This is a genomic window from Streptomyces sp. NPDC047917 (assembly GCF_043204345.1).
Classification (GTDB): Bacteria; Actinomycetota; Actinomycetes; order Streptomycetales; family Streptomycetaceae; genus Streptomyces; species Streptomyces sanglieri.
The window spans coordinates 29598-55687 of record NZ_JBIDCA010000012.1; the positions used below are offsets into that span (position 1 = coordinate 29598).

The window sequence follows — 26090 nt, forward strand, 5'->3', positions numbered from 1 at the left end:
GGCGCCCGGGAGCCTGACGGGAGAACCGCCCGCATGCCCCAGTCCAACGAGCCCGGCACGACCGGGAACGCCGAAGAGAACAACGCACCCGGCGACAAGCTGCCGCCGCGCCGCAGGCGCCGCGCCGCGTCCCGCCCGGCCGGTCCGCCGGTGGCGGACGCCCAGGGCGCAGCCGCGGAAGCGGCCGCGCCGGCCATACCGGCCGTTGACGCCGCAGTGTCCGACAGCAAGCCCGCCGACGACGGCAGCGCCGCGTCGGAGGAAGCCGCGCCGCCCGCGCGTACGCGTCGTCGTGCGACCCGTAAGGCGACCGCTCCGGCGGGTGCGCCGCAGGCCGCCGAGGTGACCGGGGCCGCTGTGCCGGTTGCCGAGCCGGAGGCCGAGGCCGAGGTCGTGGAGGCGGCGCCGGCGCGTACGCGTCGTCGTGCGACCCGTAAGGCGACCGCTCCGGCGAGTGCGCCGCAGGCCGCCGAGGCCGTGGAGATCGTCGAGGAGGCTCCGGCCGCCGTCGAGCCCGAGCCGGCCGCCGAGATCGCCGAGCCGGAGCCCGCCGCGCCGCGCGGCCGTACCCGGCGCAGGGCGTCGGCCCCCGCCGGTGCCCCGCAGGCCGCCGAGCCGGTCGCGGAGACCACCCCGGCGGAAGAGCCCGTCGAGCCCGTCGAGCCCGTCGAGGCCCCGCGTACGCGTCGTCGTGCGACCCGTAAGGCGACCGCTCCGGCGGGTGCGCCGCAGGCCGCCGAGGCCGTGGAGATCGTCGAGGAGGCCCCGGCCGCCGTCGAGCAGCCCGCCGCGGAGAAGCCCGCGACCGAGCCCGCCGAGGCCGAGGACGCCGCCCCGCGCGGCCGTCAGCGCCGCCGGGCCACCGCCGCCGCCGGCCGCCCGGAGTTCACCGGCAAGGCCGAGGAGCCCGTACGCAAGAGCCGTCGTGCCGCGCGCCCCGCCGTGGCCGTGTTCCAGGCGCCGGTCTTCGCCGAGCCGATGTTCCAGACCCCGGAGACCGCGGCCGCCGCCGCGGCGGCTTCGCGCCACGAAGAGGTCGAGGCGGAGGAAGAGATCGAGACGGTCGAGGAGCCGGCGGCCGTCGTCGAGGCCCCGGCCGCCGAGGCCGCGCCGCAGGGCGGTTCGCGTCGCCGTCGCCGCCGTCGCGGTGAGGCCGCCGAGCCCGAGCAGGCCGTGGCTCCCGCTGAGGAGCCGGTCGAGGAGGAGCCGGAGGCCGAGGCCGAGGCCGAGGCCGACGCCGAGCACGACGCCGAGGGCGAGGAGACGGACGAGTACGGGGACCGGCCCTCGCGCCGTCGCCGCCGTGGTGGCCGTCGCCGCCGTCGTGGCGAGGCCGCCGAGGGTGACGAGGCCGCCGAGCAGCACGCCGACGAGGCCGCCGCCGACCACGCCGAGGACGACCAGGAGCGCGCCCAGGAGTCCGAGGAGGAGGACGAGGACCACGAGGCGTCCGCCTCCGGATCGAGCAGCAGCCGTCGCCGTCGCCGCCGCCGTCGTCGCAGCGGGGACGTCGCCGCCGACGCCGACAACGGCACGGACGACCCGGAGCGCACGGTCGTCAAGGTCCGCGAGCCCCGCAAGAAGGAGGAGCGGGAGCCCGGCACCGGCTTCGACGAGGTCCAGTCCATCAAGGGCTCGACCCGTATGGAGGCCAAGAAGCAGCGCCGCCGCGAAGGCCGTGAGCAGGGCCGCCGCCGCGTCCCGATCATCACCGAGGCCGAGTTCCTGGCCCGCCGCGAGGCCGTGGAGCGGGTCATGGTCGTCCGCCAGAACGGCGAGCGCACCCAGATCGGCGTCCTTGAGGACAACGTGCTCGTGGAGCACTACGTCAACAAGGAGCAGGCCACCAGCTACGTCGGCAACGTCTACCTGGGCAAGGTGCAGAACGTACTGCCGTCCATGGAGGCCGCCTTCGTCGACATCGGCAAGGGCCGCAACGCCGTGCTCTACGCCGGTGAGGTGAACTTCGAGGCGCTCGGCATGGCCCACGGGCCGCGCCGCATCGAGACCGCGCTCAAGTCCGGCCAGTCCGTCCTCGTCCAGGTGACCAAGGACCCGATCGGCCACAAGGGTGCCCGCCTGACCAGCCAGGTCTCGCTGCCCGGCCGCTACCTGGTCTACGTGCCCGAGGGCTCGATGACCGGCATCAGCCGCAAGCTGCCCGACACCGAGCGGGCCCGGCTGAAGACCATCCTCAAGAAGATCGTCCCCGAGGACGCGGGCGTGATCGTGCGCACCGCCGCGGAGGGCGCGAGCGAGGACGAGCTGCGCCGCGACGTCGAGCGGCTCCAGCAGCAGTGGGAGGACATCCAGAAGAAGTCGAAGAGCACCGGCAGCTCCAACGCGCCGACCCTGCTCTACGGCGAGCCGGACATGACCGTCCGGGTCGTCCGCGACATCTTCAACGAGGACTTCTCCAAGGTCATCGTCAGCGGCGACGACGCGTGGGAGACGATCTACGGATACGTCTCGCAGGTGGCGCCCGACCTGACGGACCGCCTGTCGCGGTGGACCTCCGAGGTCGACATCTTCGCGACGTACCGGATCGACGAGCAGCTGATGAAGGCGCTGGACCGCAAGGTCTACCTGCCGAGCGGCGGCTCGCTGGTGATCGACAAGACCGAGGCGATGGTCGTCGTCGACGTCAACACCGGCAAGTTCACCGGCCAGGGCGGCAACCTGGAAGAGACCGTCACCAAGAACAACCTGGAGGCGGCCGAGGAGATCGTGCGCCAGCTGCGGTTGCGCGACCTCGGCGGCATCGTCGTCGTCGACTTCATCGACATGGTGCTGGAGTCCAACCGGGACCTGGTGCTGCGGCGACTGCTGGAGTGCCTGGGGCGCGACCGTACGAAGCACCAGGTCGCCGAGGTCACCTCGCTGGGCCTGGTCCAGATGACCCGCAAGCGGGTGGGCCAGGGCCTGCTGGAGTCCTTCTCCGAGACGTGCGTCCACTGCAACGGACGTGGCGTCATCGTGCACATGGAGCAGCCGGCCTCGGTCGGTGGCGGCGGCAAGCGCTCGAAGAAGCGCGGCCGGGGCGGCGCGGACCACGAGCACGCGGCGGAGGCCGAGACCGGTACCGAGGTCGAGACCGAGGCCGAGCTCGCTGCCGAGGTGGCCGCCCCGGTGGCGCTGCCCGAGCCGGAGTTCGTACCGGACGAGGAGCTCTACAGCAGCCCGGCCGAGGCCGAGGCGGCCGCCACGCGCGGCCGCGGCCGTCGCCGTGCGACACGTAAGGCGACGGCCCCGGCCGGCGCCCCGAAGGCCGCGGCAGCGGCGGCCCCGGCCGTCGTCGAGCCGGAGCCGGTCGTGGTCGTGGAGCCCGAGCCGGTCGTGGAGCCGGAGCCGGCCGCCGAGGTTCCGGCCCCGGTGGTCGAGGAGGCCCCCGCGGCCGAGGCCCCCCAGGGCCGTACGCGCCGTCGGGCGACCCGGAAGGCGACCGCTCCGGCGGGCTCGCCCGCCCCGGTCGAGCCGGCCGCCGAGGTGCCGGCCGCCGAGCCGGTCCCCGCTCCGGTGGAGCAGCCGGAACCGGTCGTCGAGGCCGCACAGCCCGAGGCCGCACCCGAGGAGGTGGCCCCCGAGGCCGCCCCGCCGCGTGCGCGTCGCCGGGTGACCCGCAAGGTCACCGCCCCGGCGGGCTCGCCCGCCGGTACGGACGGTGCGGAGGTCGTCGTGGTGACGGGTCCGGCCGAGCCGAAGCCCGAGGCGGAGCCGGCGCCGGACGCCGAGGCCGGCGAGGCGGAGGCTCCGGCCAAGAAGGCGGCCCGCAAGACCGCCAAGAAGGCCACGGCGAAGAAGGCGGCCACCAAGAAGACGGCTGCCAAGAAGACCGCCGCGAAGAAGACGACGGCCAAGAAGGCGGCCACCAAGAAGACGGCCGCCGCGGGGAAGTCGCCGCAGCCCGCCGTCTCCGCCGACGCCGAGGCGTAGGCGCGGGCCGCAGAGCGGTTGCACGGCCGGTGGGCCACACTCCGACGGGGTGTGGCCCACCGGCCGTTCCCGGTTCGGACGGGGAAGCTGTCAGAAGTCCGCCAGGAGGGCGCCAGAAGGGCTTCGGAGGGGCGTCGGAGGGCCTTCCGGAGTGCTTGCCCCGGTACGGCCGCGACGGCGGCCCGTCGGCAGAAGAGCGGCAGAAGAGCAGAAGGGCGGCAAGGAAGCGGGAATGAATGGGGGAGCGGCGGGGAAGGACACAGGGCCCGGTTTGACCCTCCGGACGGCGGCCCGTAACCTTGCCCTTCGGCGTGTTTCCATGCGCCTGTCCCTGAGCAACCCCCTCCCTTCACAGGTGAGAGGCCGCTCGTCCATTCGGATCACCTCGGGCCCCGGCCCGTGTGAGCGGCTGGCATCAGGGGCCCCGTTCCGAGCGAGAGTGAGATCCGCGTGTACGCCATCGTGCGCAGCGGTGGCCGTCAGCACAAGGTTGCTGTCGGTGACATCGTTGAGGTTGACAAGATTTCCACTGCCCAGGTTGGCGACACGGTCGAGCTCTCGACCCTGCTCGTGGTCGACGGCGACGCCGTGACCAGCGACCCGTGGGTGCTGGCCGGGATCAAGGTCCAGGCCGAGGTCGTGGACCACCACAAGGGCGCGAAGATCGACATCCTTCGCTACAAGAACAAGACCGGCTACCGCCGTCGCCAGGGTCACCGTCAGCAGTACACGGCGATCAAGGTCACCGGTATCCCCGCGGCTGCGAAGTAAGGGACTGAGGAGACATGGCACACAAGAAGGGCGCATCGTCCACCCGGAACGGGCGCGATTCCAATGCTCAGCGGCTCGGCGTGAAGCGCTTCGGCGGTCAGGCCGTCAACGCCGGTGAGATCCTGGTCCGCCAGCGCGGCACCCACTTCCACCCGGGCACGGGCGTCGGCCGTGGCGGCGACGACACGCTGTTCGCGCTCGCCGCCGGTGCGGTCGAGTTCGGCACGCACCGTGGCCGCAAGGTCGTGAACATCGTTCCGATCGCCGGCTGATTTTCGGCGCTCGTCGAGCGGTTTCTGCGGAGGCGGACCTCACTTCCCGTACGGGAAGCGGGTCCGCCTTTCGCGTGTTTCTCCCATGAGAGACGGCTTTCTCCTCCGTGGGGACAGCACGAGTGAGACATTTCTGCACGTATGTAACTGGAGGTTTCAACCATGACCACCTTCGTGGACCGCGTCGAGCTGCATGTCGCCGCGGGTAACGGGGGCCACGGCTGTGCCTCCGTACACCGTGAGAAGTTCAAGCCGCTCGGCGGTCCGGACGGCGGCAACGGCGGCCGCGGCGGCGATGTGACCCTGGTCGTCGACCAGGCGATCACCACGCTCCTCGACTACCACCACCACCCCCACCGCAAGGCCACCAACGGCCAGCCCGGCGCGGGCGACAACCGTTCCGGCAAGGAGGGCCAGGACCTGGTCCTGCCGGTGCCCGACGGCACGGTCGTGCTCGACCGGGACGGCAATGTGCTGGCCGACCTGGTCGGCCAGGGCACCACGTTCATCGCGGGCCAGGGCGGCCGCGGCGGCCTCGGCAACGCCGCGCTCGCCTCCGCCCGGCGCAAGGCCCCCGGCTTCGCGCTGCTCGGCGAGCCCGGTGAGGCCCGGGACATCGTCCTGGAGCTCAAGACCGTCGCCGACGTCGCACTGGTCGGCTACCCGAGCGCCGGCAAGTCCTCGCTGATCTCCGTGCTGTCGGCGGCCAAGCCGAAGATCGCGGACTACCCCTTCACGACCCTGGTCCCGAACCTCGGCGTGGTCACCGCGGGCAGCACCGTCTACACCGTCGCCGACGTCCCGGGCCTCATCCCGGGCGCCAGCCAGGGCCGCGGCCTCGGCCTGGAGTTCCTCCGGCACGTGGAGCGCTGCTCGGTACTGGTGCACGTACTGGACACCGCGACGCTGGAGTCCGACCGCGACCCGGTCTCCGACCTCGACATCATCGAGGAGGAGCTGAAGCAGTACGGCGGCCTGGAGGACCGGCCCCGCATCGTCGTGCTCAACAAGATCGACATCCCGGACGGCCAGGACCTCGCCGACATGATCCGCCCGGACCTGGAGGAGCGTGGCTACCGCGTCTTCGAGGTGTCCGCGGTCGCCCGTACCGGTCTCAAGGAGCTGTCCTTCGCGCTCGCGGGCATCATCGCCGAGGCGCGTGCGGCCAAGCCGGTGGAGGTGGCGACCCGGATCGTCATCCGCCCGAAGGCCGTCGACGACGCGGGCTTCACCGTGACGCTGGAGGAGGACGGCATCTACCGGGTGCGCGGCGAGAAGCCGGAGCGCTGGGTGCGCCAGACCGACTTCAACAACGACGAGGCCGTCGGCTACCTGGCCGACCGGCTCAACCGCCTCGGTGTCGAGGACGCACTGGTGAAGGCCGGTGCCCGCGCGGGTGACGGCGTCGCCATCGGCGCCGAGGACAACGCGGTCGTCTTCGACTGGGAGCCGACCCTGGCGGCGGGCGCGGAGATGCTCGGCCGTCGTGGCGAGGACCACCGGCTCGAAGCACCGCGCCCGGCGGCGATGCGCCGCCGGGACCGCGAGTCGGAGCGCGACGAGGCCCAGCGCGAGTTCGACGACTTCAACCCGTTCTAGTCCGACGGCTTCGAACCCGTTCCAGTCCGACGGCTTCGACCCGTTCCGGGACAGGCCCGACCCGTTCTGGGACGAGCGCGGCTCGCTCCGGAACGGTCACCGGCCGCCGGAAGGTCCTGTTCCGCAGGCCCGTCCGGCGGTCACGCGCACTCTCCGCGTCATACGTACGAGGGAACCGAACCCGCTCAGGGGTGAATCATGCCGCTCACTCGTGTGGCGTCGATCACCTGGCAGGGAAGCCCCGATTCCGGTATTCGCCCTGATCGCAGGGCAACAAAAGGTTTCGGTACGGCATGCGACGGCCGACGTCCACCTTGCGAGACGGTAACGGAGAGTGCAACCATCGCTGTATCTCCCAGCCCTCGCAAGGTAGGTCGTCTGTGTCTGCTCAGCACATAGCCAAAGCCCGAACCACCGCAGTCGTGCTCGCCGGCGGTACCGGCCAGCGCGTGGGTCTGTCCATTCCCAAGCAGCTGCTGAAGATCGCAGGCAAGGCTGTCATCGAGCACACACTGTCGATCTTCCAGCAGGCCGACTCCATCGACGACGTCATCGTGCTGATGGCTCCGGGTTACGTGCCCGACATCGAGAAGATCGTCGCCAAGGCCGGGCTCACCAAGGTCACCAAGGTGATCGAGGGCGGCTCCACGCGCAACGAGACCACCGAGCGTGCCATCGCGGCGCTCGGTGAGGGCCTGGCCGAGGGCGAGGACCGCAACGTCCTCTTCCACGATGCCGTGCGCCCGCTGCTCTCGCAGCGCGTCATCAAGGACTGCGTCGACGCACTGGACCGCTATCAGGCGGTCGACGTCGCCATCCCGTCCGCGGACACGATCATCGTGACCCGCACCCACGGCGGTGACGGCGAGTTCATCACCGACGTGCCCGACCGCTCCCGGCTGCGCCGGGGCCAGACGCCGCAGGCCTTCAAGCTCTCCACGATCCGCCGGGCCTACGAGGTGGCCGCCGGTGACCCGAACTTCCAGGCCACCGACGACTGCTCGGTCGTGCTCAAGTACCTCCCCGACGTACCGATCTACGTCGTGGCGGGCGACGAGTACAACATGAAGGTCACTCAGCCGGTCGACGTCTTCATCGCCGACAAGCTCTTCCAGCTGGCCTCCACGGCCGCTCCGCAGCCGGCCGACGACGCCGCCTACCGCGAGCTGCTCACCGGCAAGACCCTCGTCGTCTTCGGCGGCTCCTACGGCATCGGCGCGGACATCGCGACGCTCGCCGAGTCCTACGGCGCCACCGTCTACGCACTGGGCCGCTCCACCACCGGTACGCACGTGGAGAACCCCGAGCACATCGACGAGGCGCTCTCCAAGGCGTACGCCGACACCGGCCGCGTCGACTACGTGATCAACACCGCCGGTGTGCTCCGCATCGGCAAGCTGGCCGAGACGGACAGCGCGACCATCCAGGAAGCGCTGAACGTGAACTACCTGGCACCCGTGCAGATCGCCCGCGCCTCGTACAAGTACCTCGCCGAGACCAAGGGTCAGCTGCTGCTCTACACCTCCAGCAGCTACACCCGGGGCCGCGCGGAGTACAGCCTCTACTCGTCGACCAAGGCCGCCATGGTGAACCTCACCCAGGCGCTCTCGGACGAGTGGGCGGCCGACGGCGTGCGGGTGAACTGCGTGAATCCGGAGCGCACCGCCACCCCGATGCGCACCAAGGCGTTCGGCGACGAGCCCGCGGGCACGCTGCTGTCCTCCGAGGCGGTCGCCCGGACCTCGCTCGACGTCCTGCTCTCGGAGATGACCGGCCATGTCATCGACGTACGCCAGCAGGACCCGACGCGGGGGGCCTCCGAGGCATCCGGCTTCGAGCAGGCGCTTGCCGCTGTCCTGGACCGACAGGCCGATGTGTAATACTGATTGACAATCGACTATTCGGACCCCTGCAGTCGCCGAGCGCGAACTGCAGGGGTCCGAATTCGTGAAGCTCTGTCTTCACATTCCCCTCGTAAGGTAATCAAGTCGGCACCCTCGGGAGCGGTACTTCGTGATTTCGAAAGCCATGCGTTTGGCTCGTGTGGGCAGCGGTTCGGAGCTGACCGCCGCGCTCCTGGTGGCTCTGGGGTTCCCGTGCATAATGCTCGCGGCAATAATCCCCAATCTCTGGTTCTTCGCCGCGGCCACCGCGGTCACCTATCTCGCGGACCGGTATCTGCACCACTGCGGCAGCTACCTGATCAACCGGCTCGCCGCCGTCCGGGCCGGGCTCTCGATCCGCTTCCTGGTCCGTCAGCTGCTGCTCATCCTGCTGCTCTCCCGCATGGGATACGGCGAGGAGACGCTCTTCTACGTGACGGTCGCCTGCCTCCTGGCGTTCTACGGACTCCAGGCGCCGCAGAGCGCGATGGTCACCCTGATCCGGCTCCGCCGCAAGCTTCCGGTGGTCACCCGCAACATCGACCTGTCGTCGGTGCGGATAGCGGATGCCCCGCCGCAGAGCCTGATGAACCGGCCCGCGGAGAAGATGCTGCACCTGGACGTCTTCGCGATCGTGGGCGTGCTGGTCGCCGTCGAGACCGGCAAGGACGTCATCGCGTACGCCGGCCTCGGCCTGACGCTCGTTCTCGCGGTCTGCTACCTGGTGGCGCTGCTGCCGTACGTCCGGCCGAGCCGGCTCGTACCGCCGGAGACCAAGGTCCTCAACGCGGTGGGCCACTGGCTGGCCGAGTACCGGCCGACCGTGCTGCTGTACTTCTCCGGCTCCAAGGACTCCGCCTACCAGGTCAACATGTGGCTGGAGACCATGGCCCAGCTCGGCGGCCGGCCGATGATCCTGCTGCGTGAGCGCAACATCGTGCCGCAGCTCGCCACGACCTCGGTGCCGGTGCTCTGTGTGCCCGGTGGCGTGCACCTGATGAACCTGGACCTCTCGTCGGTGCGGGTCGCGCTCTACGCGGCCAACGTCGGCAAGAACATCCACCTGCTCCGGGTGCCGACGATGAAGCACGTCTTCATCGGTCACGGCGACAGCGACAAGATCGCCAGCGTCAACCCGTACAGCAAGGTCTACGACGAGGTGTGGACCGCCGGCCGGGCCGGCCGCGACCGCTACGCACTCGCCGATGTCGGGGTGCGCGACGAGGACATCGTGGAGGTGGGCCGCCCGCAGCTGGCCGCCATCCGGTCCTGGTCCGGTACGCCGGGCAACCCGATCCCGACCGTGCTGTACGCCCCCACCTGGGAGGGCTGGGACGACAACCCGGGCAACACCTCGCTGCTGCTGGCCGGCGAGAACATCGTCAGGCGGCTGCTGGAGGCCGAGGAACCGGTGCGGCTGCTCTACAAGCCGCACCCCTTCACCGGTACCCGCAGCGCCAAGGCCAAGGCCGTGCACCTGCGCATCACCGCGATGATCGAGCAGGCCGCGGCCCAGCGCGCCACCGACCCCCGCTGGGCGCAGGAGTCGGCGGCGCTGCAGGGCGAGCAGGCCGGGGCACGGGCCGAGATGGTCCGTATCGAGGCGCGGCTGGCCGAGCTGGCCGGCGGCGGCCGCACCGCCCGGGACGAGGCGGAGCTGTCCCGCGACTCGCTGGCCGACCCGGCGCGCGAGGCGGAGACGGCGAAGCTCAAGGACGAGTGGAACGCGGCGTCCTGGCGTGCGCAGGGCTGGTGGGAGCACCGGGTCATCACCGGTGCCCAGATGCGGCTCTACGACTGCTTCAACGAGTCGGACGCGATGGTCTCGGACATCTCCAGCGTGGTCTCCGACTTCATCGCGAGCGGCAAGCCGTACGCGGTCACGGACTCGGCCGAACTGGGCGAGGAGGAGTTCCGCCGGCAGAACACGGCGGTGCGCGCCGCGGTGATCCTTTCCAACTCGGCGGCCGAGCTGAAGGCCCTGCTCGCCGCGGTGAAGGACCCGGCCGCAGACACCCTGGCGGATGACCGGCGCGAGCTGAAGCAGTACCTCCTGGGCCCGGACGAGCCCACCTCGATCGTGCAGTTCGACACGGCCGTGACGACGCTCGCGGCCAAGTCCGACGCGCGGAACACCGGGGTGGCGAAGAGCCTGGGTGAGCCCGTGGGCGGCTGAGAAGTCGACCGTTTGCTTTACACGATTGAGCAAGGCCCGGCATACCCTCGAAAGGGTTGTGCCGGGCCTTTGTGATGAGTGTCACCTTTTGTCGCTGTGAGGCAAGACAACCAACGGCCCGGGCTGACTGTCTTCTGTTTGTGTGAACGAGACGCAAATTCCTGACGTGACCGTGGTTGTCGGCGCATATGAGGCGATGCCCTACCTCATCCGTTGTCTCGAATCGGTGGAGGCGCAGACCATCGGTGCCGAGCGGATCGAAATCGTCGCGGTCGACGACGGCTCCACCGACGGTACGGGCGAGTACCTGGAAGAATTCGCGGCGAGATCGCAGGTTCCGACCAGGGTGATCAGGCAGAAGAACTCCGGCGGCCCCAGTGGTCCGCGAAACGTGGGCCTCGGTCTGGCCCGCGGCCGTTATGTGTTCTTCCTGGACGCGGACGACTACTTCGGCGAGGAGGCCCTGGAGCGGATGGTGGCCATGGCCGACCGGGCCGGCACCGATGTGGTGCTCGGCAAGGTGGTCGGGGTGAACCGGGGAGCGCCGCAGTCGATGTGGCGGGCCACCAAGGATCGGGTCGACGTCTACAACTCCAAGGTCATTTACACCCTGAGCGCCCAGAAGCTCTTCCGGCGTGAACTCCTGGAGCGTCTCTCCCTGAGGTTCGACGAGAATCTCAGGACCGGCGAGGACGCTCTCTTCACGATGGAGGCATATCTGCGCGGCGCCGGTGTCTCGGTGATCTCCAATTACGTCTGCTATTACCTGGTGGGCCGTGACGACGGGAAGCACGTCACCAAGAGCGGAACCTACGAATGGCGCTTCGACTCGATGCGCGCCATGATGTCGCTCATTCACCGGATCGAGCCCGCCGGTCCGAAAAGGGATTTCCTCATGGTCCGGCCCTTCACGGTGGGGATGCTCCAGCAGTTCGGCCCCGTGGTACTGAAGGATTCGGAGGAAGTCCGCCGGCACAAAATGGAACTCGCGGCTCCGCTGATGGAAAAGTACTGGGACGATGGTGTGGCCCGGCTGATAAAGGTCTCCGAGCGGCTGCGTCTCGCCTGTGTGGCGCGGGGCAGGACGGACCTGCTCGTCGAGGTGGTGCGGTACATCCGGGCGAAGACGGTCCCGGACGTGGTCGGTTCCCGCGACGGTGGGACGCTGTACCTCGCGTACCCGCACTTCCGTGACAAGTCGGCCGGTCTGGCCGATTCCACCTACGAGGTCACGGTGCCGGACTGGCACGACGGCAAGCGCATCGACCAGCCGAAGGTCGCCGCCCACCGGGCCTCGCTGTCCCGCCGGGTGGCCCGCAGGATGCGCCGTGACATGCGGCGTTGGAAGGAACGGTTGAACGTGGCGTGACGGTCGCTCGTCCGCCGGGTGGGTCCCGAGTACGCCCACCGGGCGGATTCGCGGAACAGCACACACGCAAGCTCAGTAAAATCGTTCGGACGTCGCGCCCGCGACAGGACCGACAGAACACCATGGGGACTGGTCACGTGAAGGCTCTCGTACTATCCGGAGGGGCCGGCACCCGCCTGCGTCCCATCACACACACCTCGGCCAAGCAGTTGGTGCCCGTGGCGAACAAGCCCGTGCTCTTCTACGGCCTGGAAGCCATCGCGGAAGCCGGTATCACCGAGGTCGGCATCATCGTGGGCGACACCGCCCCCGAGATCCGCGAGGCGGTCGGAGACGGCTCCGCGCTCGGCATCGAGGTCACCTACATCCCGCAGGACGAGCCGCTCGGCCTCGCCCACGCGGTGCTGATCGCCCGCGACTTCCTGGGCGACGACGACTTCGTCATGTACCTCGGCGACAACTTCATCGTCGGCGGGATCACCGGTCTGGTGGACGGGTTCCGCGCGGACAAGCCCGATGCGCAGATCCTGCTGACCCAGGTGCCCAATCCGACCTCCTTCGGTGTCGCGGAGCTCGACGCCGACGGCCGGGTGGCGTCGCTGGAGGAGAAGCCGAAGGAGCCCAAGAGCGATCTGGCGCTCGTCGGCGTCTACCTCTTCACCCCGGCCATCCACGAGGCGGTCCGCTCGATCGAGCCGTCCTGGCGCGGCGAGCTGGAGATCACCCACGCCATCCAGTGGCTGATCGACCAGAAGCGCGACGTGCGCTCCACCACGATCCGCGGCTACTGGAAGGACACCGGCAACGTCACCGACATGCTGGAGGTCAACCGGACCGTTCTGGAGGCCGTGGAGCCGTTCCAGGAGGGTGCCGACGTCGACGCGGACAGCGAGATCATCGGCCGGGTCCGGATCGAGCCGGGCGCCAAGGTCAGCGGCAGCCGCATCGTCGGTCCGGTGATCATCGGTGCCCGTTCGGTGATCAGCGGCGCGTACGTGGGCCCGTTCACCTCGGTCTCGGAGGACGTCCGCATCGAGGACAGTGAGATCGAGTACTCCATCGTTCTGCGGGGTGCCTCCCTCTCCGGTGTCCGCCGCGTCGAGGCGTCGCTCATCGGCCGTGACGTCGAGGTGACCCCCGCCCCCCGTTCCCCGTCCGCCCACCGACTCGTGCTCGGCGACCACAGCAAGGTGCAGATCTCTTCATGACCACCAACATCCTGGTGACCGGCGGCGCCGGCTTCATCGGCTCGCACTACGTCCGTACGGTGCTCGGCCCCGAGGGCCCCGGCGACATCGCTGTCACCGTCCTCGACAAGCTCACCTACGCGGGCAACCCGGCCAACCTCGACGAGGTGCGCGACCACCCCGGCTTCCGGTTCGTGCAGGGTGACATCTGCGACCCGGAGCTGGTCGCCAAGCTGATGGCCGAGCACGACCAGGTGGTGCACTTCGCCGCCGAGTCCCACGTGGACCGGTCCATCGACGGCGGCGCCGAGTTCGTCCGCACCAACGTGGTGGGCACCCACACGCTGATCCACGCCGCGCACCTCGCGGGCATCAAGACCTTCGTGCACATCTCCACCGACGAGGTCTACGGCTCGATCGACGAGGGCTCCTGGCCCGAGACCCACCCGCTCGCGCCCAACTCGCCGTACTCCGCGGCCAAGGCGTCCAGCGACCTGATCGCGCTCTCGTACCACCGCACCCACGGCCTCGACGTGCGGGTGACCCGTTGCTCCAACAACTACGGGCACCACCACTTCCCCGAGAAGGTCATCCCGCTCTTCGTCACCAACCTGCTGGACGGCAAGACGGTCCCGCTCTACGGCGACGGCGCCAACGTCCGCGACTGGCTGCACATCGACGACCACGTCCAGGGCATCGAGCTGGTGCGCACCAAGGGCCGGGCCGGCGAGGTCTACAACATCGGCGGCGGCACCGAGCTGTCCAACAAGGAGCTCACCGGCCTGCTGCTGGACGCCTGCGGCGCCGACTGGGACACCAGCGTCACCTACGTCGAGGACCGCAAGGGCCACGACCGCCGCTACTCGGTCGACTGCACCAAGATCCGCGAGGAGCTCGGCTACGAGCCCCGCAAGGACTTCCGCACCGGCCTCGCCGAGACCGTGCAGTGGTACCGCGACAACCGCGCCTGGTGGGAGCCGCTGAAGGACCGGGCCGCCCTGTGAGCGCCGTCTGGCTGGTCACCGGAGCCGCCGGGATGCTGGGCCAGGACGTCCTGGCCCGGCTCGCCGGTGAGGACGTCACCGCGGTCGCCGCGGACCGGGCGGCACTGGACGTCGCCGACCCGGAGTCGGTACGGGCGGCCTTCGCGAAGCACCGCCCGGCCGTCGTGGTGAACTGCGCCGCCTGGACCGCGGTCGACGACGCGGAGTCCCAGGAGGACGCCGCGCTGCGGGTCAACGGCACCGGCCCCGCCGTCCTCGCCGAGGCCTGCCGGGAGCACGGCACCGTGCTCCTCCAGGTCTCCACGGACTACGTCTTCGCCGGAGACGGCGAGAAGCCGTACGCCGAGGACGACCCGACCGGGCCGCGCAGCGCCTACGGCCGCACCAAGCTGGCCGGCGAGCAGGCCGTGCTGAGCACACTGCCGGAGTCCGGATACGTGGTCCGCACGGCCTGGCTGTACGGCGCGGGCGGCGGCAACTTCGTCCGTACGATGATCAAGCTGGAGGGCGTCAAGGACACCCTCGACGTGGTGGACGACCAGCGCGGTCAGCCCACCTGGACCGTCGATCTGGCCGACCGGCTGGTCCGGCTCGGGCAGGCGGCCCTCGCGGGCACCGCCCCGGCGGGCGTCTACCACGGCACCAGCGGCGGCGAGACGACCTGGTTCGGCTTCACCCGGGAGATCTTCCGGCTGCTCGGCACCGACCCCGAGCGGGTCCGCCCCACGACCAGCGAGGCCTTCGTGCGGCCGGCCCCCCGGCCCGCGTTCAGTGTGCTGGGCCACGACCGCTGGGCGGCGGCCGGGATCGAACCGGTCCGGGACTGGCGGGCGGCACTCGCGGAAGCATTTCCGGCCCTTGTCGCGGCAGAGCGGGCATGATCATCAGTTGATCGTATAGATGGTCAAATCTCGTCGAATTTCAAAGATATTCGCAACGAATGTTTACATCAGGGGGAACGCTTACATCACAGTGCGGTCATGAGGTAACTTCGCCGGGAACCGGACCAGTTGGTTTCCTTCGAAGGGCAGCTCCACGTGAACCGCCACGACTTCCTGCGCCATCTGCACCGCGTCTACCGGCCTCGGAACTATCTGGAGATCGGGGTCAACGACGGCAGAAGCCTGGCCCTCTCACGGGTACCTTCCGTCGCCGTCGACCCCGCCTTCCGGGTCGTGACGGACATCAGCTGTGACGTCCACCTGGTCAGAGCGACCAGCGACGACTTCTTCGCCCGCAAGGATCCGCTGCTGCACCTGCGCAACGGCAGGAACCCGTTCCGGGCGCTGGCCCGCCGCGATCCGCTCAACGTCCTGGGCGGGGACCCGAAGCTGGAGCTGTCCTTCATCGACGGCATGCACCTCTTCGAGTACGCCCTGCGCGACTTCATGAACGTGGAGAAGCACTCCCGCTGGTCGAGCGTGATCGTTCTCGACGACATGCTGCCGCGCGACGTCGACGAGGCGGCCCGCGACCGGCACACCAAGTACTGGACCGGCGACGTGTACAAGGTGGTGCAGGTGCTCCGCCGCTACCGCCCCGACCTGGTGGTCGTCGAGGTGGACACCGAACCGACCGGCGTGGTCGCCGTGTTCGGCGCCGACCCGGAGAACAACGTCCTGAAGAACGAGTACGACAAGATCATCGAGGAGTTCGTCGTACCCGACCCGCAGGACGTGCCCGAGGAGGTGCTCGTCCGCAAGAACGCGGTCCGGCCCGAGACGCTGCTGCGCGCCGACTTCTGGCCGACCCTGGCCCGCGCCCGCAACCTGCACCGCTCGCGCTCGGCCTTCGCGCCGCTGCGCTCGCGCATCGAGGCAGTGACGGGCTGATCCCACCCGGACGACGCCGAAGCCCCCGTGATCCGTACGGACCACGGGGGCTTCGGCGTATCGGCGGGTGGCTCAGCCGCGGGCGCGCAGCTGCGCGTAGTACGCCTGGCACGCCTCGTAGGAGGGCAGCAGGCCCTGCTCCTCGGCCTCGGCCAGCGAGGGCGCCGCGGCGTCCTTGTCGGACAGCAGCGGGGCGATGCCCTCGGGCCACTCGATGCCCAGCTCCGCATCGAGCGGGTTGATGCCGTGCTCGCGGCCGGGCGCGTAGCCCTCGGAGCACAGGTAGCTGACCGAGGCGTCGTCCGTCAGCGCCATGAAGGCGTGCCCGAGACCCTCGGCGAGGTAGACGGCGTGGTGGTCGACGTCGTCGAGCCGGACGGCCTCCCACTGCTTGTACGTGGGGGAGCCGACCCGGATGTCCACGATGACGTCGAGCACCGCGCCCCGCACGCACTTGACGTACTTCGCCTGGCTCGGCGGCACATCGGCGAAGTGCACCCCGCGCAGCGTCCCCCGGCTGGAGACGGAGAAGTTGGCCTGCGCCAGACGCAGCGTGTGGCCGACGGCCTCGCTCAGCTCCGACGCCTTGAACCACTCGTGGAAGCTGCCGCGGCTGTCCGGGAAGACCTTGGGCTCATGCACCCAGGCCCCTTCGATGGAGAGCTGCCGCATGCGATCACGTCCTTGTTCTGTTGCTCGTGGCCGATGCGCTCGGCCGGTGTTCTGGTGGGAGAGGTACGGCGGTACGGGCGCGGGTCAGCCGGTGAACCGGGCGGCCAGGCGACGCGCCCGCTTGCGGCTCTTGGCCGGGAGCCTGCGCACGATGGGACCGCCGACGGTGCGCAGCGCGCGGCGCAGCTTCGCCTTCCGGCGCCTGCTGGTGATGCCGAGCATGATCCCCGGGTCGATCGCCGGGAGGCTCGCGGGCAGGGTGATCCGGCCGTTCTTGGCGACGGTGACGTCGCAGAGGTGGAACGCGGGGTTCTTGTCGCCGTCCAGCCGGACCGCGAGCTTCCACGTACCGGCCGGGACACCCGGCGCGCGGTCGGGCACCGTGAGGTGGGCCCGGCCGTCGGTGGGCCGCAGGGTGGTGCGGAGCTGGTGCGAGGAGCCGCCCGCCCCGTCCGCCGGGCTCAGGACCAGGGTGGTCGGGGTCGGGCCGGTGCCGTCGACGGTGAAGAGGTCCAGCCGGAGCTCGGAGCCGCCGGGGGACCGCTGGAGCGGCCGCCCTTCGAGGTATTCGGTCAGCTTCTTGGCGCGCCGGGCCACATCGAGGGTGATGTTGCCGTGCGGGTCGGTGAAGTACGGGATGACGGCGCGGGCCGGCGAACCCAGCAGGGCGGGCAGGCAGGCCGCGTCCACCTCCGGGGCGCGGTCGGCGCCGAGCCGGGCCTTGCGGACCAGGCCGAGGCCGCGCAGCGGCACCCAGACGTCCCAGAAACCGCGCGACACCCGGCCGCGGCCCTTGACCGCCTCCGAGCCGATCTGGCCGCTGCCGTGCAGCACGACCTCGCAGACGTCGTCGCCGAGCTCCTCGACCCGGGCGGTGAAGCTCGCGGGGCAGGACCACTCGACGGCGGTCTCACGGTTGCGCAGCGACAGCTCGGCGGAGAATCCGTCCATGTCGTCGGTGACGTCCAGGAGCTCGCCGTCCGGCAGCAGGCCCTCGGTGATGTCGGGGTGCAGGAAGTAGCGCCCGTCGCGGCGCAGCAGCGTCAGCGGCCTCTGGTCCTCGCCGTGGACGAGGCGACCGCTGATGGTGAGGTCGATCCGGCCGTCCGGCCGCCAGGCGAAGCCCTCAAGACGGGCGGCCGCCTTGACCGACGCGGCGAACCGGGAGATCTCGACCAGGCCCTGGCGGTCGTTGTTGCGCAGCAGCGTGGAGCGAAGCCGGAGCACCGGGCCGAGCCCGTCGTGCACTCCGTCGTCCATGAAGTCGGTGGCCAGGCCCTGGACGGCGTCGCACATCTCGTCCAGGTACTCGGGGGCGTACTTGAGGACTGCGGGCTCGCTGAGCCGGCCGAGCATCTCGACGCGGTAGAAGCGGCGCAGCAGCATGTCCCGGAACTCGCCGGGCTCGGTGTTGTCCACGACGACGTCGAGGACCTCACGGAGGTTGCCGTAGTAGCCGGACGGCACGATCTTCGCCGAACCGGCGTTCTGGCCGTCGTCCCGCCGGGAGTAGTAGTAGCAGGTGTAGTTGCCGAGGATCGAGACGACCTTGGCGGGGAAGTACGCCTGCATCATGTAGAGCTGGTCCTCAAGCCGGCGCTTGCCCTCGGGGTAGGCGATGCCGTTCTCGCGGAGGAACTCCGTACGGAACATCTTGTGCGGCGTGAGGCTGTCGTACAGGGGCGCGTCGTGCAGGGTGCACTTCTCGCGGTTCTTCTTGAACACGCCGTGCGGGACGCCGCGGAAGTTGCTCGCCACCTTGCCGATGACGATGTCCGAACCGTTGCGGTGGCCCATGTCGTACAGCCGCTGCAGGGCGCCGGAGGCGAGGTAGTCGTCCTGGTCGACGAACTGGACGTACTCGCCCTTCGCCTCGTCCACACCGATGTTGCGGGGCTTCCCGGGCCATCCGGAGTTCGGGATGGTGATCACACGGAAATGCGGGTGCTCCCCGGCCAGCTTTTCGAGCCGCTCACGAGTGTCGTCCGTCGAGCCATCGTTGACGAAGAGGACTTCGAATTCCCCTGCCGGGAGGGTCTGTCGCAGCAGCGAGTCGATGCAGGGGTCGATGTACTTGCCCGGGTTGTATACAGGAATGACGACACTTACTTTGACTGGCATTGCTGCTGTCCCATGTCTGTGAGAAGTCCCTCTGGCCGGCGGCGGATGCGAGGCCTGCTGCTGAAAATGGCATAGGAAGCCACCCGCCGTTCACCCTATCGGCTGTTAGATGACTCAGAGGCCCCAACGGTTGCTCATGCCGACCCGGTGGGATTCTGCCGACAGTGCGCGGACGCGAAGGTCCAGAGGGCGGAACACCCGGGCGCCGGATTCGCCGCTCGCGTAGATTGCGGGGGCTGGGCGAGGCCGAATCATTGGGGATGGACGTGTCAGGGGCAAGGCAGGGCGTCACAGAGGCCCGCAGGATCGTGGTCAAGGTCGGTTCCTCATCCCTCACCACCGCGGCCGGCGGCCTCGACGCGGACCGCGTCGACGCACTCGTCGACGTACTGGCCAAGGTGCGCAGCGGCGGGGAGCGCGAGATCGTGCTCGTCTCCAGCGGCGCCATCGCGGCCGGGCTCGCACCGCTCGGACTGCTGCGCCGGCCCAAGGACCTGGCGAGGCAGCAGGCCGCCGCCAGCGTCGGCCAGGGACTGCTCGTCGCCCGCTACACCGCCTCCTTCGCACGGTACGGCGTACGCGTCGGCCAGGTGCTGCTGACCAGCAACGACACCAGCCGCCGCGCCCACTACCGCAACGCCTGCCGCACCCTCGACCAGCTCCTGGACATGGGCGCGCTCCCGGTCGTCAACGAGAACGACACCGTCGCCACCGACGAGATCCGGTTCGGCGACAACGACCGGCTCGCGGCCCTGGTCGCCCACCTCGTCCGCGCGGACCTGCTGGTCCTGCTCTCCGACGTGGACGGCCTCTACGACGGCGACCCCAGCACCCCGGGCACCTCGCGGGTCGCCGAAGTGACCGGCCCCGGGGACCTCGCGGGCGTCACCATCGGCAGCGCCGGGAAGGCGGGCGTCGGCACCGGCGGCATGGTCACCAAGGTCGAGGCGGCCAGGATCGCCACCGCGGCCGGAGTGCCCGTCGTCCTCACCTCGGCGAGCCGGGCCGCCGACGCCCTGGCCGGCCGCGACACCGGCACGTACTTCCACCGCACCGGACGCCGCTCGGCGGACCGGCTGCTCTGGCTCGCCCACGCCTCCACCCCGCAGGGCTCGCTGACCCTGGACGACGGGGCCGTACAGGCGGTCGTCGAACGCCACAGCTCGCTGCTGCCCGCCGGAATCTCCTCGGTCGAAGGGGATTTCACCGCCGGTGACCCGGTGGAGCTGCGCGATCCCGAAGGCCGGCCGGTGGCCCGCGGACTCGTCAATTTCGACGCCAAGGAGATCCCGCAACTGCTCGGCCGTTCCACCCGCGACCTGGCACGGGAGCTCGGCCCGGCGTACGAGCGCGAGGTCGTACACAGGGACGATCTGGTCGTACTGCACGGCTGACAAACCCCTGGAACGACTGAAAGTCCAGCCTCGGGGCAGAGACCTTCACGAAAACCGCCCCATCCCCGGCCGCGGGCTGGTCAACTTTGTAACGGGGAAACAGCGGGGTACAGCACAGCAAACGCATTCACAGGAGGCCGCCGGTGAGACGAGCGCGCCCGGGGGCGCCGCCCCGAGGAACGGGTGGCCGGGCCCTGACCAGCGTCGGAGCCGGTTCAGGCTTCGACGGGGGCCGGACCAAGGAGCGAGGGGACGACCGGACCACCGGGTCCGAGCAGACGGTGGTGAAGGAGGAACGCACCCCGTCGAGGCTGTGGCACATCACGCTCAGCGTCTCGGGAACCGCCACCCCGCTGGCGGAGATCAGACGCGGACTCGAACAGCTCGCGCACGACCATCCCTTCCTGCTGACCAGCAGGTACGCCGACGACCACGCGGAGATCCGCTACTGGGAAGAGGCCCGGGATCTGCACGACGCGGCGGCCGTCGCGCTGCGGCTGTGGGGCGAGCACCGTTCCACGGCCAAGCTCCCGCCCTGGGAGATCGTCGGTCTGGAGGTCATCGACCGGGAGACGTACCACCAGCGCATCGCCGAGGGGTACGGACCGCCTCCGGCCGCGCCGGTGGGGGTGCATCCGTACTGAGCCCGGCGGCCCCCGGGGGTGGCTCCGGGGGCCGGGTTCCGGGGGTTGCGGGGCGCCGCCACCGGTGGGACGCCGGGGGAGCCTCGACCTGGGGAGCCGCCGGTGTGGATCCGCTGGTGGAAACTGCGAGTGGGAGCCGCCGGTGGGGAGCCGCTGGTGGAAACTGCGAGTGGGAGCCGCCGGTGTGGACCCGCTGGTGGAAACTGCCAGTGGGAGCTGTCTCGCATCACGGGATACGTGCCGGATGCCCGTAGTGTGCGCACTACCCTGCGGGCATGACCACGCTCTCGCCGTACGACAACATGTCCCCGGTCGCTCAGGCCGCCTACCGGGCACGTTCCGCCGCCGCCGACATCGCGCCGCTGCCGCGCGCCGCGAAGGACGACGCGCTGCTGGCCATCGCGGACGCGCTCGAAGTGCGGACGGCCGAGATCGTCGCGGCCAACGCCGAGGACGTCGCCCGCGCCCGGGAGGCCGGTACCAGCGAGTCGATCATCGACCGGCTCACCCTCACCCCGGAGCGGATCCGCGCGATCGCCGCCGATGTGCGGGACGTGGCGGCGCTGCCCGACCCGGTGGGCGAGGTCGTCCGCGGCTCGACCCTGCCCAACGGCATCGACCTGCGACAGGTCCGGGTGCCGCTCGGCGTGGTCGGGATCATCTACGAGGCCCGGCCGAATGTGACGGTCGACGCCGCGGTCCTCTGCCTGAAGTCCGGCAACGCAGTTCTGCTGCGCGGTTCGTCCTCCGCGTACTCCTCCAACGTCGCGCTGGTACGGGTGCTGCGTGACGCCGTCGGCGGCTCCGGGCTCCCGGCCGACGCGGTGCAGCTGGTCCCGGGCGAGAACCGTGACTCGGTACGGGAACTGATGCGGGCCCGCGGCCTGGTCGATGTCCTCATCCCGCGCGGCGGCGCCTCGCTGATCCGTACGGTCGTCGAGGAATCCACCGTGCCGGTCATCGAGACCGGCACCGGCAACTGCCATGTGTACGTGGACGCGCAGACCGACCTCGACATGGCCGTGGACATCCTGATCAACTCCAAGGCGCAGCGACCGAGCGTCTGCAACGCCGCCGAGACGCTCCTGGTCCACAAGGACGTCGCCGCGAGGTTCCTGCCGCGCGCCCTGGACGCACTGGCCGACGCGGGCGTGACCGTCCACGGCGACGAGCGGGTCCTCGAATACGCCGCGGGGTCCAAGGCCACCGTGGTCGAGGCGACGGCGGAGGACTGGGAGACGGAGTACCTCTCCTACGACATCGCCGCGGCCGTCGTGGAGTCGCTGGACGCGGCCGTCGCACACATCCGGCTGTGGTCCTCCGGCCACACCGAGGCGATCGTGACCACCTCGCAGGCCGCGGCCCGCCGCTTCACCCAGCTGGTGGACTCCACGACGGTGGCCGTCAACGCGTCCACCCGCTTCACCGACGGCAGTCAGTTCGGCTTCGGCGCCGAGATCGGCATCTCCACGCAGAAGCTGCACGCCAGGGGACCGATGGGCCTGCCCGAGCTCACCTCGACGAAGTACATCGTCACGGGCGACGGCCATGTCCGGTGACCTTCCCGGGCCGGTGAATGTCGCGGGCTCCCTGCCCAGAACGTCCCTTCGGGGCTAGTCTGGAGCCGTGCCGGACGACGTGGGGGGCAGGCCGTTCCCGGACGGCTGGGAGCCCGACGACGACCGCGGGGGCGCGGACGAGGACTTCGCCTCCGTGGTGTTCGACGAGGACTTCGTACGGGCCGCCGAGATTCATGAGCCGACCGCCGTGGAGCGGCTGCTGGCGGCCGCCCAGGCGCGCGCCGAGGCGGAGGCATCCCGGGCGCGGGCGGGCGGCGGCCCCATGGACGACGAGCTCTACGACGACGGGTACGGCCCCGGCGAGTACAGCCGCGAGGGCGCCTACGACGACCCGCTGGACGGCGATGACGGCGCGTACGGCGGCGGCGGCCCCTACGGGCGCCACGGCGGCGCTCTGCGGCCCTACCGGGGCGCGGCGCGCTGGCACCGGCCGGTGGCCTGGCTGCTCGCCGTGCTGATGGGCATCGGCATGGTCGCGCTGGCCTTCAGCGCCGTCTACCGCAACACCTCCGGCAACCGCCAGGACCCCGCCCCGCCGCCCGCCACTACCGGCGTGGACAGCGCTCCGGGCTCCGTCCCCGACGCCACCCCACCGGCCCCCACGGGCTATCTGCGCCCCACCGTGTCCGCGATACCTCACACGGACTGAGGCACGCGCCGACCGAGGAGCGCACGGACCAGGAGCGCACGGACCGGGGAGCTTACGGACCGAGGAGCGTACGGACCGAGGAACTGCAGGCGGGGAAGACTCCTAGGCTGGGCGGCTCTGCAGGCGGGGGTGCGGGCTGCGGCACCCACGGGCCCTGGCACCCACGGGCCGTGGCACCCATGGGCCGCGGCCCCCGGGCTGCGGCACCCACGGAGGCCGAGGCACTCGCGGGCCGAGGCGCGTGCCGACTCGGTGTGCCCGCAGGGCTCCGGCGAAGCTCCCGGCCGATTCTCCTGTTTCTCCGTGGTTCGCTCACGGCTCGGCGTTTACCGCGGTCGCAATCGACCTACCCTGAAGGTGTGACCCCTCTCTTCTCTTTGAGGGGGCTTCTCACTCGTCCGTACATGCGCAGTCGTGCGACGTCATACGAACTCATGACGGGCAGGCCCTGTCCGAAGCCGTTCGGCCGAAGCAGAGCGAAGCGTTCCGGCCCAGGCCGGTGACGTGGAGTCGGGAGAAGTCATGGCAGACCGCGGAGAACCACCAGAAGGCTCGCCCGAGAGCCCGAAGGGCGGCGGTGAGGACGAGTACAGGTCGCTCGTCTTCGACGAGTCGTTCGTGCGCGCTGCCCGGTTGCAGGAATTCTCCGCCCAGGAGCGCATGGAGGACCACGCCCCCGCCGTGCGCAGCCTGCCGGCCCGACGCCTGCGCACCGGCCCCCGAGCCGCCATCGCCCTGGTCCTCCTGATCGCCCTGGCCTTCGGAACGGCCGTGTACATGGGCCTCCGCCACCCGTACGAGGCCCCCCTCGGCAGACGGGCCGAACCGCTGAGATCGACCGTCGTGCCCCTGGCACCACAGGGCGCCGTACCGGGCGGCACCGCTGCCGCCCTTCTCGCCAAGAGCCCCGCCGCCCACTTCGGAACAGGTGCCGACGGCATCAACCTGCCGGCGGTCAGGCGGACCGACAACTTCTCCGACAGCCAGGTGGCGACGGCCCTGACCACCGTCAAGGACTATCTGGTGGCCTCCTCGCTCGACTCCGACGTGCTCAACGGAACCGCGGCCCGCCCGGTGGAGCTGCTGCTCGACCCGGATCAGACGGCCCAGTTCGAGCGCAGCATGAGCAGGCCGCAGGACGACGGGCAGCACGCCGCCACCGGGTGGCTGGTGCGGTTCGATCCGTCGAAGGTGGCCCTGGCCTCCCCGGACATCCGGGTCCGTGGAACTCTGAGCTACACCGAGGAGGGCTCCGACACGCTGGAGGTGGTGTCGGACCACACCTTCACCTACACGCTCCGCCCGGCCGTCCCCGGGCCCCAGCCGACGGACGGCGCCTCGCTCTTCACCGTACGGCGCGAGCTGCACTTCCGCTTCGACCGGGAGGACCTGCGGCTGCACCGGCTGGAGCTGCGCAGCAGCTACGTCCAGGCCGGACCGCAGTCGTGCCCGGCCGACACCACCGGTGCGCTGACCCCGCTGCTCGCCGGGCAGCACGCCGTCTCCCGCGGCCCCGCGGGCACCGACCCGTACGCGACGGACCGGCCCACGGCGGCGTTGTGCGGAACCCTGGCGGTCAGCTCCCGGCAGGCCCCGACCCGGTCCCCGGCTCATCAGGATTCCGGGGCTCCTCCGGCCCCGCAGAGTCCGTCGAGCCGCCCGTAGCGCCGCCCCGGCCCGCCGATCCGCCCTGGCCGGTGAACTTGTCGCGGAGCTTGCCGCCCAGGTCCCCGGCGCCGCCCGCTATGTCGCCCACCAGCTTCATCAGCGGATCCTTGCTGGAGCGCACCGTGTCCGCGTAGTGGGCCGCGGACTCCCGGAAGGAGTCGGTCACCGAGGTGTCCTTGTCCTCGTCGCGCCGCGGGTAGTGACCGTCCATGATCCGCTGGTAGTCACGGGTCTCGGACCACTTCTTCAACTCGGCCGCACGCACCGTGGTGAACGGGTGCGAGCGGGGCAGCAGGTTGAGGATCTTGAGCACCGAGTCCCGCAGATCGCCGCCCTTCTCGTACTCGTCGGCCTGGGCGAGGAAGGCGTCCACGTTCATCTCGTGCAGGTGGTTGCCGCCCGCGATCTTCATCAGGCCACGCATCGAGGCCCGCAGATCCTGGCCGACGAGCAGTCCGGCCCGGTCCGCCGACAGCTCGGACTTGCGGAACCACTCGCGCAGTGCCGTCACGATCGCCATGATCGCGACATTGCCGAGCGGGATCCAGGCGACCTTCAACGCGATATTGGTGAGGAAGAGAAGAATCGTGCGGTACACCGCGTGGCCGGAGAGCGCGTGCCCCACCTCGTGGCCGACGACGGCCCGCATCTCCTCCTCGTCGAGCAGCTCCACCAGCCCCGTCGTCACCACGATGATCGGCTCGTCGAGGCCGATGCACATGGCATTGGGCTGAGGGTCCTGGGTGACGTACATCGGCGGGACCTTCTCCAGGTCCAGGATGTAACAGGCATCGCGAAGCATGTCGTTGAGGTGGGCGAACTGCGCGTCGCTCACCCGGACGGAGTCGGAGAGGAAGAGCAGTCGCAGACTGCGCTCGGGCAGCAGGCCGCTCAGCGTCTTGAACACGGTGTCGAAACCGCTCAACTTGCGCAGCGCCACCAGCGCCGAGCGGTCCGCCGGGTGTTCGTAGGCCCGGGACGAGATCCCTGCGAAGCGCCTGCGCTGCCGGCTCGGCACGTTCTCGTGGCTCTCGTGGCTGTGTTCGGTCATGAATGGCCCCCTGTTCGTACGAGATTTCGCTCGCCCCCCTGACAATTCCCAGCGTAGGTGCTGGGGCTACGGTGTGCGGGGGGCTGTGGACAACTGAGGAGACGCCCGACATGCCGCACACCGTTGCTCTGCTCGCCGCCGCATCCGGGGACCAGGGGCCAGGCAATACGCTCCGTATCGTGCTGCTTGCCTCGCTCGTCGGAGCCGTGCTGCTCGGCTGGTTCCTGCTCCGCGGATACCGCAACGACGACAACAACGACTGAGTCGGCGTGAGCGTGCCCAGGG

General features: G+C 70.3%; 20 protein-coding genes. 17 read left to right on the forward strand and 3 right to left on the reverse strand.

What is annotated here, in order from left to right:
• The first annotated feature begins 33 nt into the window (after nucleotides 1-33).
• From ACGF8B_RS27955 to ACGF8B_RS28005, 11 genes are all read left to right on the forward strand, one after another.
• Nucleotides 34-3933 carry an Rne/Rng family ribonuclease gene (locus ACGF8B_RS27955; protein ID WP_392743896.1) on the forward strand — a complete coding sequence of 1300 codons (3900 nt, stop codon included), beginning with the start codon at nucleotides 34-36 and terminating at the stop codon, nucleotides 3931-3933.
• 450 nt (nucleotides 3934-4383) lie between these two features.
• The gene (gene rplU / locus ACGF8B_RS27960; protein ID WP_030921216.1) at nucleotides 4384-4704 is read left to right on the forward strand and encodes a 50S ribosomal protein L21; all 321 of its coding nucleotides are present in this window, start codon (nucleotides 4384-4386) and stop codon (nucleotides 4702-4704) included.
• Between the two features lie 14 nt (nucleotides 4705-4718).
• On the forward strand, nucleotides 4719-4976 hold the full coding sequence (gene rpmA, locus ACGF8B_RS27965; protein ID WP_018103204.1) for a 50S ribosomal protein L27: 258 nt from the start codon (nucleotides 4719-4721) through the stop codon (nucleotides 4974-4976).
• Nucleotides 4977-5138: 162 nt separating this feature from the next.
• Nucleotides 5139-6575, forward strand: coding sequence for a GTPase ObgE (gene obgE, locus ACGF8B_RS27970; RefSeq protein WP_392743899.1), 1437 nt, complete (start codon nucleotides 5139-5141; stop codon nucleotides 6573-6575).
• 380 nt (nucleotides 6576-6955) lie between these two features.
• Nucleotides 6956-8455, forward strand: a complete 1500-nt coding sequence (locus tag ACGF8B_RS27975; RefSeq protein WP_392743902.1) for a D-ribitol-5-phosphate cytidylyltransferase — start codon at nucleotides 6956-6958, stop codon at nucleotides 8453-8455.
• 148 nt (nucleotides 8456-8603) lie between these two features.
• Complete coding sequence (locus ACGF8B_RS27980) at nucleotides 8604-10634, forward strand: hypothetical protein (protein WP_392743904.1); 2031 nt, start codon at nucleotides 8604-8606, stop codon at nucleotides 10632-10634.
• Between the two features lie 157 nt (nucleotides 10635-10791).
• On the forward strand, nucleotides 10792-12003 hold the full coding sequence (locus tag ACGF8B_RS27985; protein WP_392744609.1) for a glycosyltransferase family 2 protein: 1212 nt from the start codon (nucleotides 10792-10794) through the stop codon (nucleotides 12001-12003).
• A gap of 137 nt (nucleotides 12004-12140) precedes the next feature.
• A complete protein-coding gene (locus tag ACGF8B_RS27990) occupies nucleotides 12141-13211 on the forward strand; it encodes a glucose-1-phosphate thymidylyltransferase (RefSeq protein WP_392743906.1) in 1071 nt (356 codons plus the stop codon).
• Nucleotides 13208-14194 carry a dTDP-glucose 4,6-dehydratase gene (gene rfbB / locus ACGF8B_RS27995; RefSeq protein ID WP_124717742.1) on the forward strand — a complete coding sequence of 329 codons (987 nt, stop codon included), beginning with the start codon at nucleotides 13208-13210 and terminating at the stop codon, nucleotides 14192-14194. The genes ACGF8B_RS27990 and rfbB overlap by 4 nt, the downstream gene beginning before the upstream one ends.
• Complete coding sequence (rfbD, locus tag ACGF8B_RS28000) at nucleotides 14191-15075, forward strand: dTDP-4-dehydrorhamnose reductase (RefSeq protein ID WP_392743908.1); 885 nt, start codon at nucleotides 14191-14193, stop codon at nucleotides 15073-15075. Before rfbB ends, rfbD begins: the two co-directional genes overlap by 4 nt.
• Nucleotides 15076-15231: 156 nt before the next feature.
• On the forward strand, nucleotides 15232-16026 hold the full coding sequence (locus ACGF8B_RS28005) for a class I SAM-dependent methyltransferase (protein WP_392743910.1): 795 nt from the start codon (nucleotides 15232-15234) through the stop codon (nucleotides 16024-16026).
• A 72-nt stretch (nucleotides 16027-16098) separates the two neighbouring features.
• Here the strand turns inward: ACGF8B_RS28005 and rfbC are convergent, their stop codons facing one another.
• A complete protein-coding gene (gene rfbC, locus ACGF8B_RS28010; protein WP_392743912.1) occupies nucleotides 16099-16698 on the reverse strand; it encodes a dTDP-4-dehydrorhamnose 3,5-epimerase in 600 nt (199 codons plus the stop codon).
• Between the two features lie 84 nt (nucleotides 16699-16782).
• Nucleotides 16783-18819 carry a glycosyltransferase family 2 protein gene (locus ACGF8B_RS28015; RefSeq protein WP_392743914.1) on the reverse strand — a complete coding sequence of 679 codons (2037 nt, stop codon included), beginning with the start codon at nucleotides 18817-18819 and terminating at the stop codon, nucleotides 16783-16785.
• A gap of 308 nt (nucleotides 18820-19127) precedes the next feature.
• Here ACGF8B_RS28015 and proB point away from each other — a divergent pair, with 308 nt between their 5' ends.
• The 5 genes from proB to ACGF8B_RS28040 all read left to right on the forward strand — a co-directional run bounded on the left by proB (nucleotide 19128) and on the right by ACGF8B_RS28040 (nucleotide 24751).
• Nucleotides 19128-20213, forward strand: coding sequence for a glutamate 5-kinase (gene proB, locus ACGF8B_RS28020; protein WP_392744612.1), 1086 nt, complete (start codon nucleotides 19128-19130; stop codon nucleotides 20211-20213).
• A 143-nt stretch (nucleotides 20214-20356) separates the two neighbouring features.
• Nucleotides 20357-20857 carry a hypothetical protein gene (locus ACGF8B_RS28025; protein WP_342283070.1) on the forward strand — a complete coding sequence of 167 codons (501 nt, stop codon included), beginning with the start codon at nucleotides 20357-20359 and terminating at the stop codon, nucleotides 20855-20857.
• A gap of 275 nt (nucleotides 20858-21132) precedes the next feature.
• Complete coding sequence (locus tag ACGF8B_RS28030) at nucleotides 21133-22416, forward strand: glutamate-5-semialdehyde dehydrogenase (RefSeq protein WP_392743917.1); 1284 nt, start codon at nucleotides 21133-21135, stop codon at nucleotides 22414-22416.
• 67 nt (nucleotides 22417-22483) lie between these two features.
• On the forward strand, nucleotides 22484-23086 hold the full coding sequence (locus ACGF8B_RS28035) for a hypothetical protein (protein WP_392743920.1): 603 nt from the start codon (nucleotides 22484-22486) through the stop codon (nucleotides 23084-23086).
• Nucleotides 23087-23608: 522 nt separating this feature from the next.
• Entirely contained in the window at nucleotides 23609-24751 is a 1143-nt protein-coding gene (locus ACGF8B_RS28040) for a hypothetical protein (protein WP_392743923.1), read from the forward strand.
• Here the strand turns inward: ACGF8B_RS28040 and ACGF8B_RS28045 are convergent.
• Nucleotides 24663-25805: a M48 family metallopeptidase gene (locus ACGF8B_RS28045; protein ID WP_392743926.1), complete on the reverse strand. Its 1143-nt coding sequence runs from the start codon at nucleotides 25803-25805 to the stop codon at nucleotides 24663-24665. The two genes, ACGF8B_RS28040 and ACGF8B_RS28045, sit on opposite strands and share 89 nt — an antisense overlap.
• Before the next feature lie 110 nt (nucleotides 25806-25915).
• Here ACGF8B_RS28045 and ACGF8B_RS28050 point away from each other — a divergent pair, with 110 nt between their 5' ends.
• On the forward strand, nucleotides 25916-26068 hold the full coding sequence (locus ACGF8B_RS28050) for a hypothetical protein (RefSeq protein ID WP_326765550.1): 153 nt from the start codon (nucleotides 25916-25918) through the stop codon (nucleotides 26066-26068).
• The last annotated feature ends 22 nt before the right edge of the window (nucleotides 26069-26090 follow it).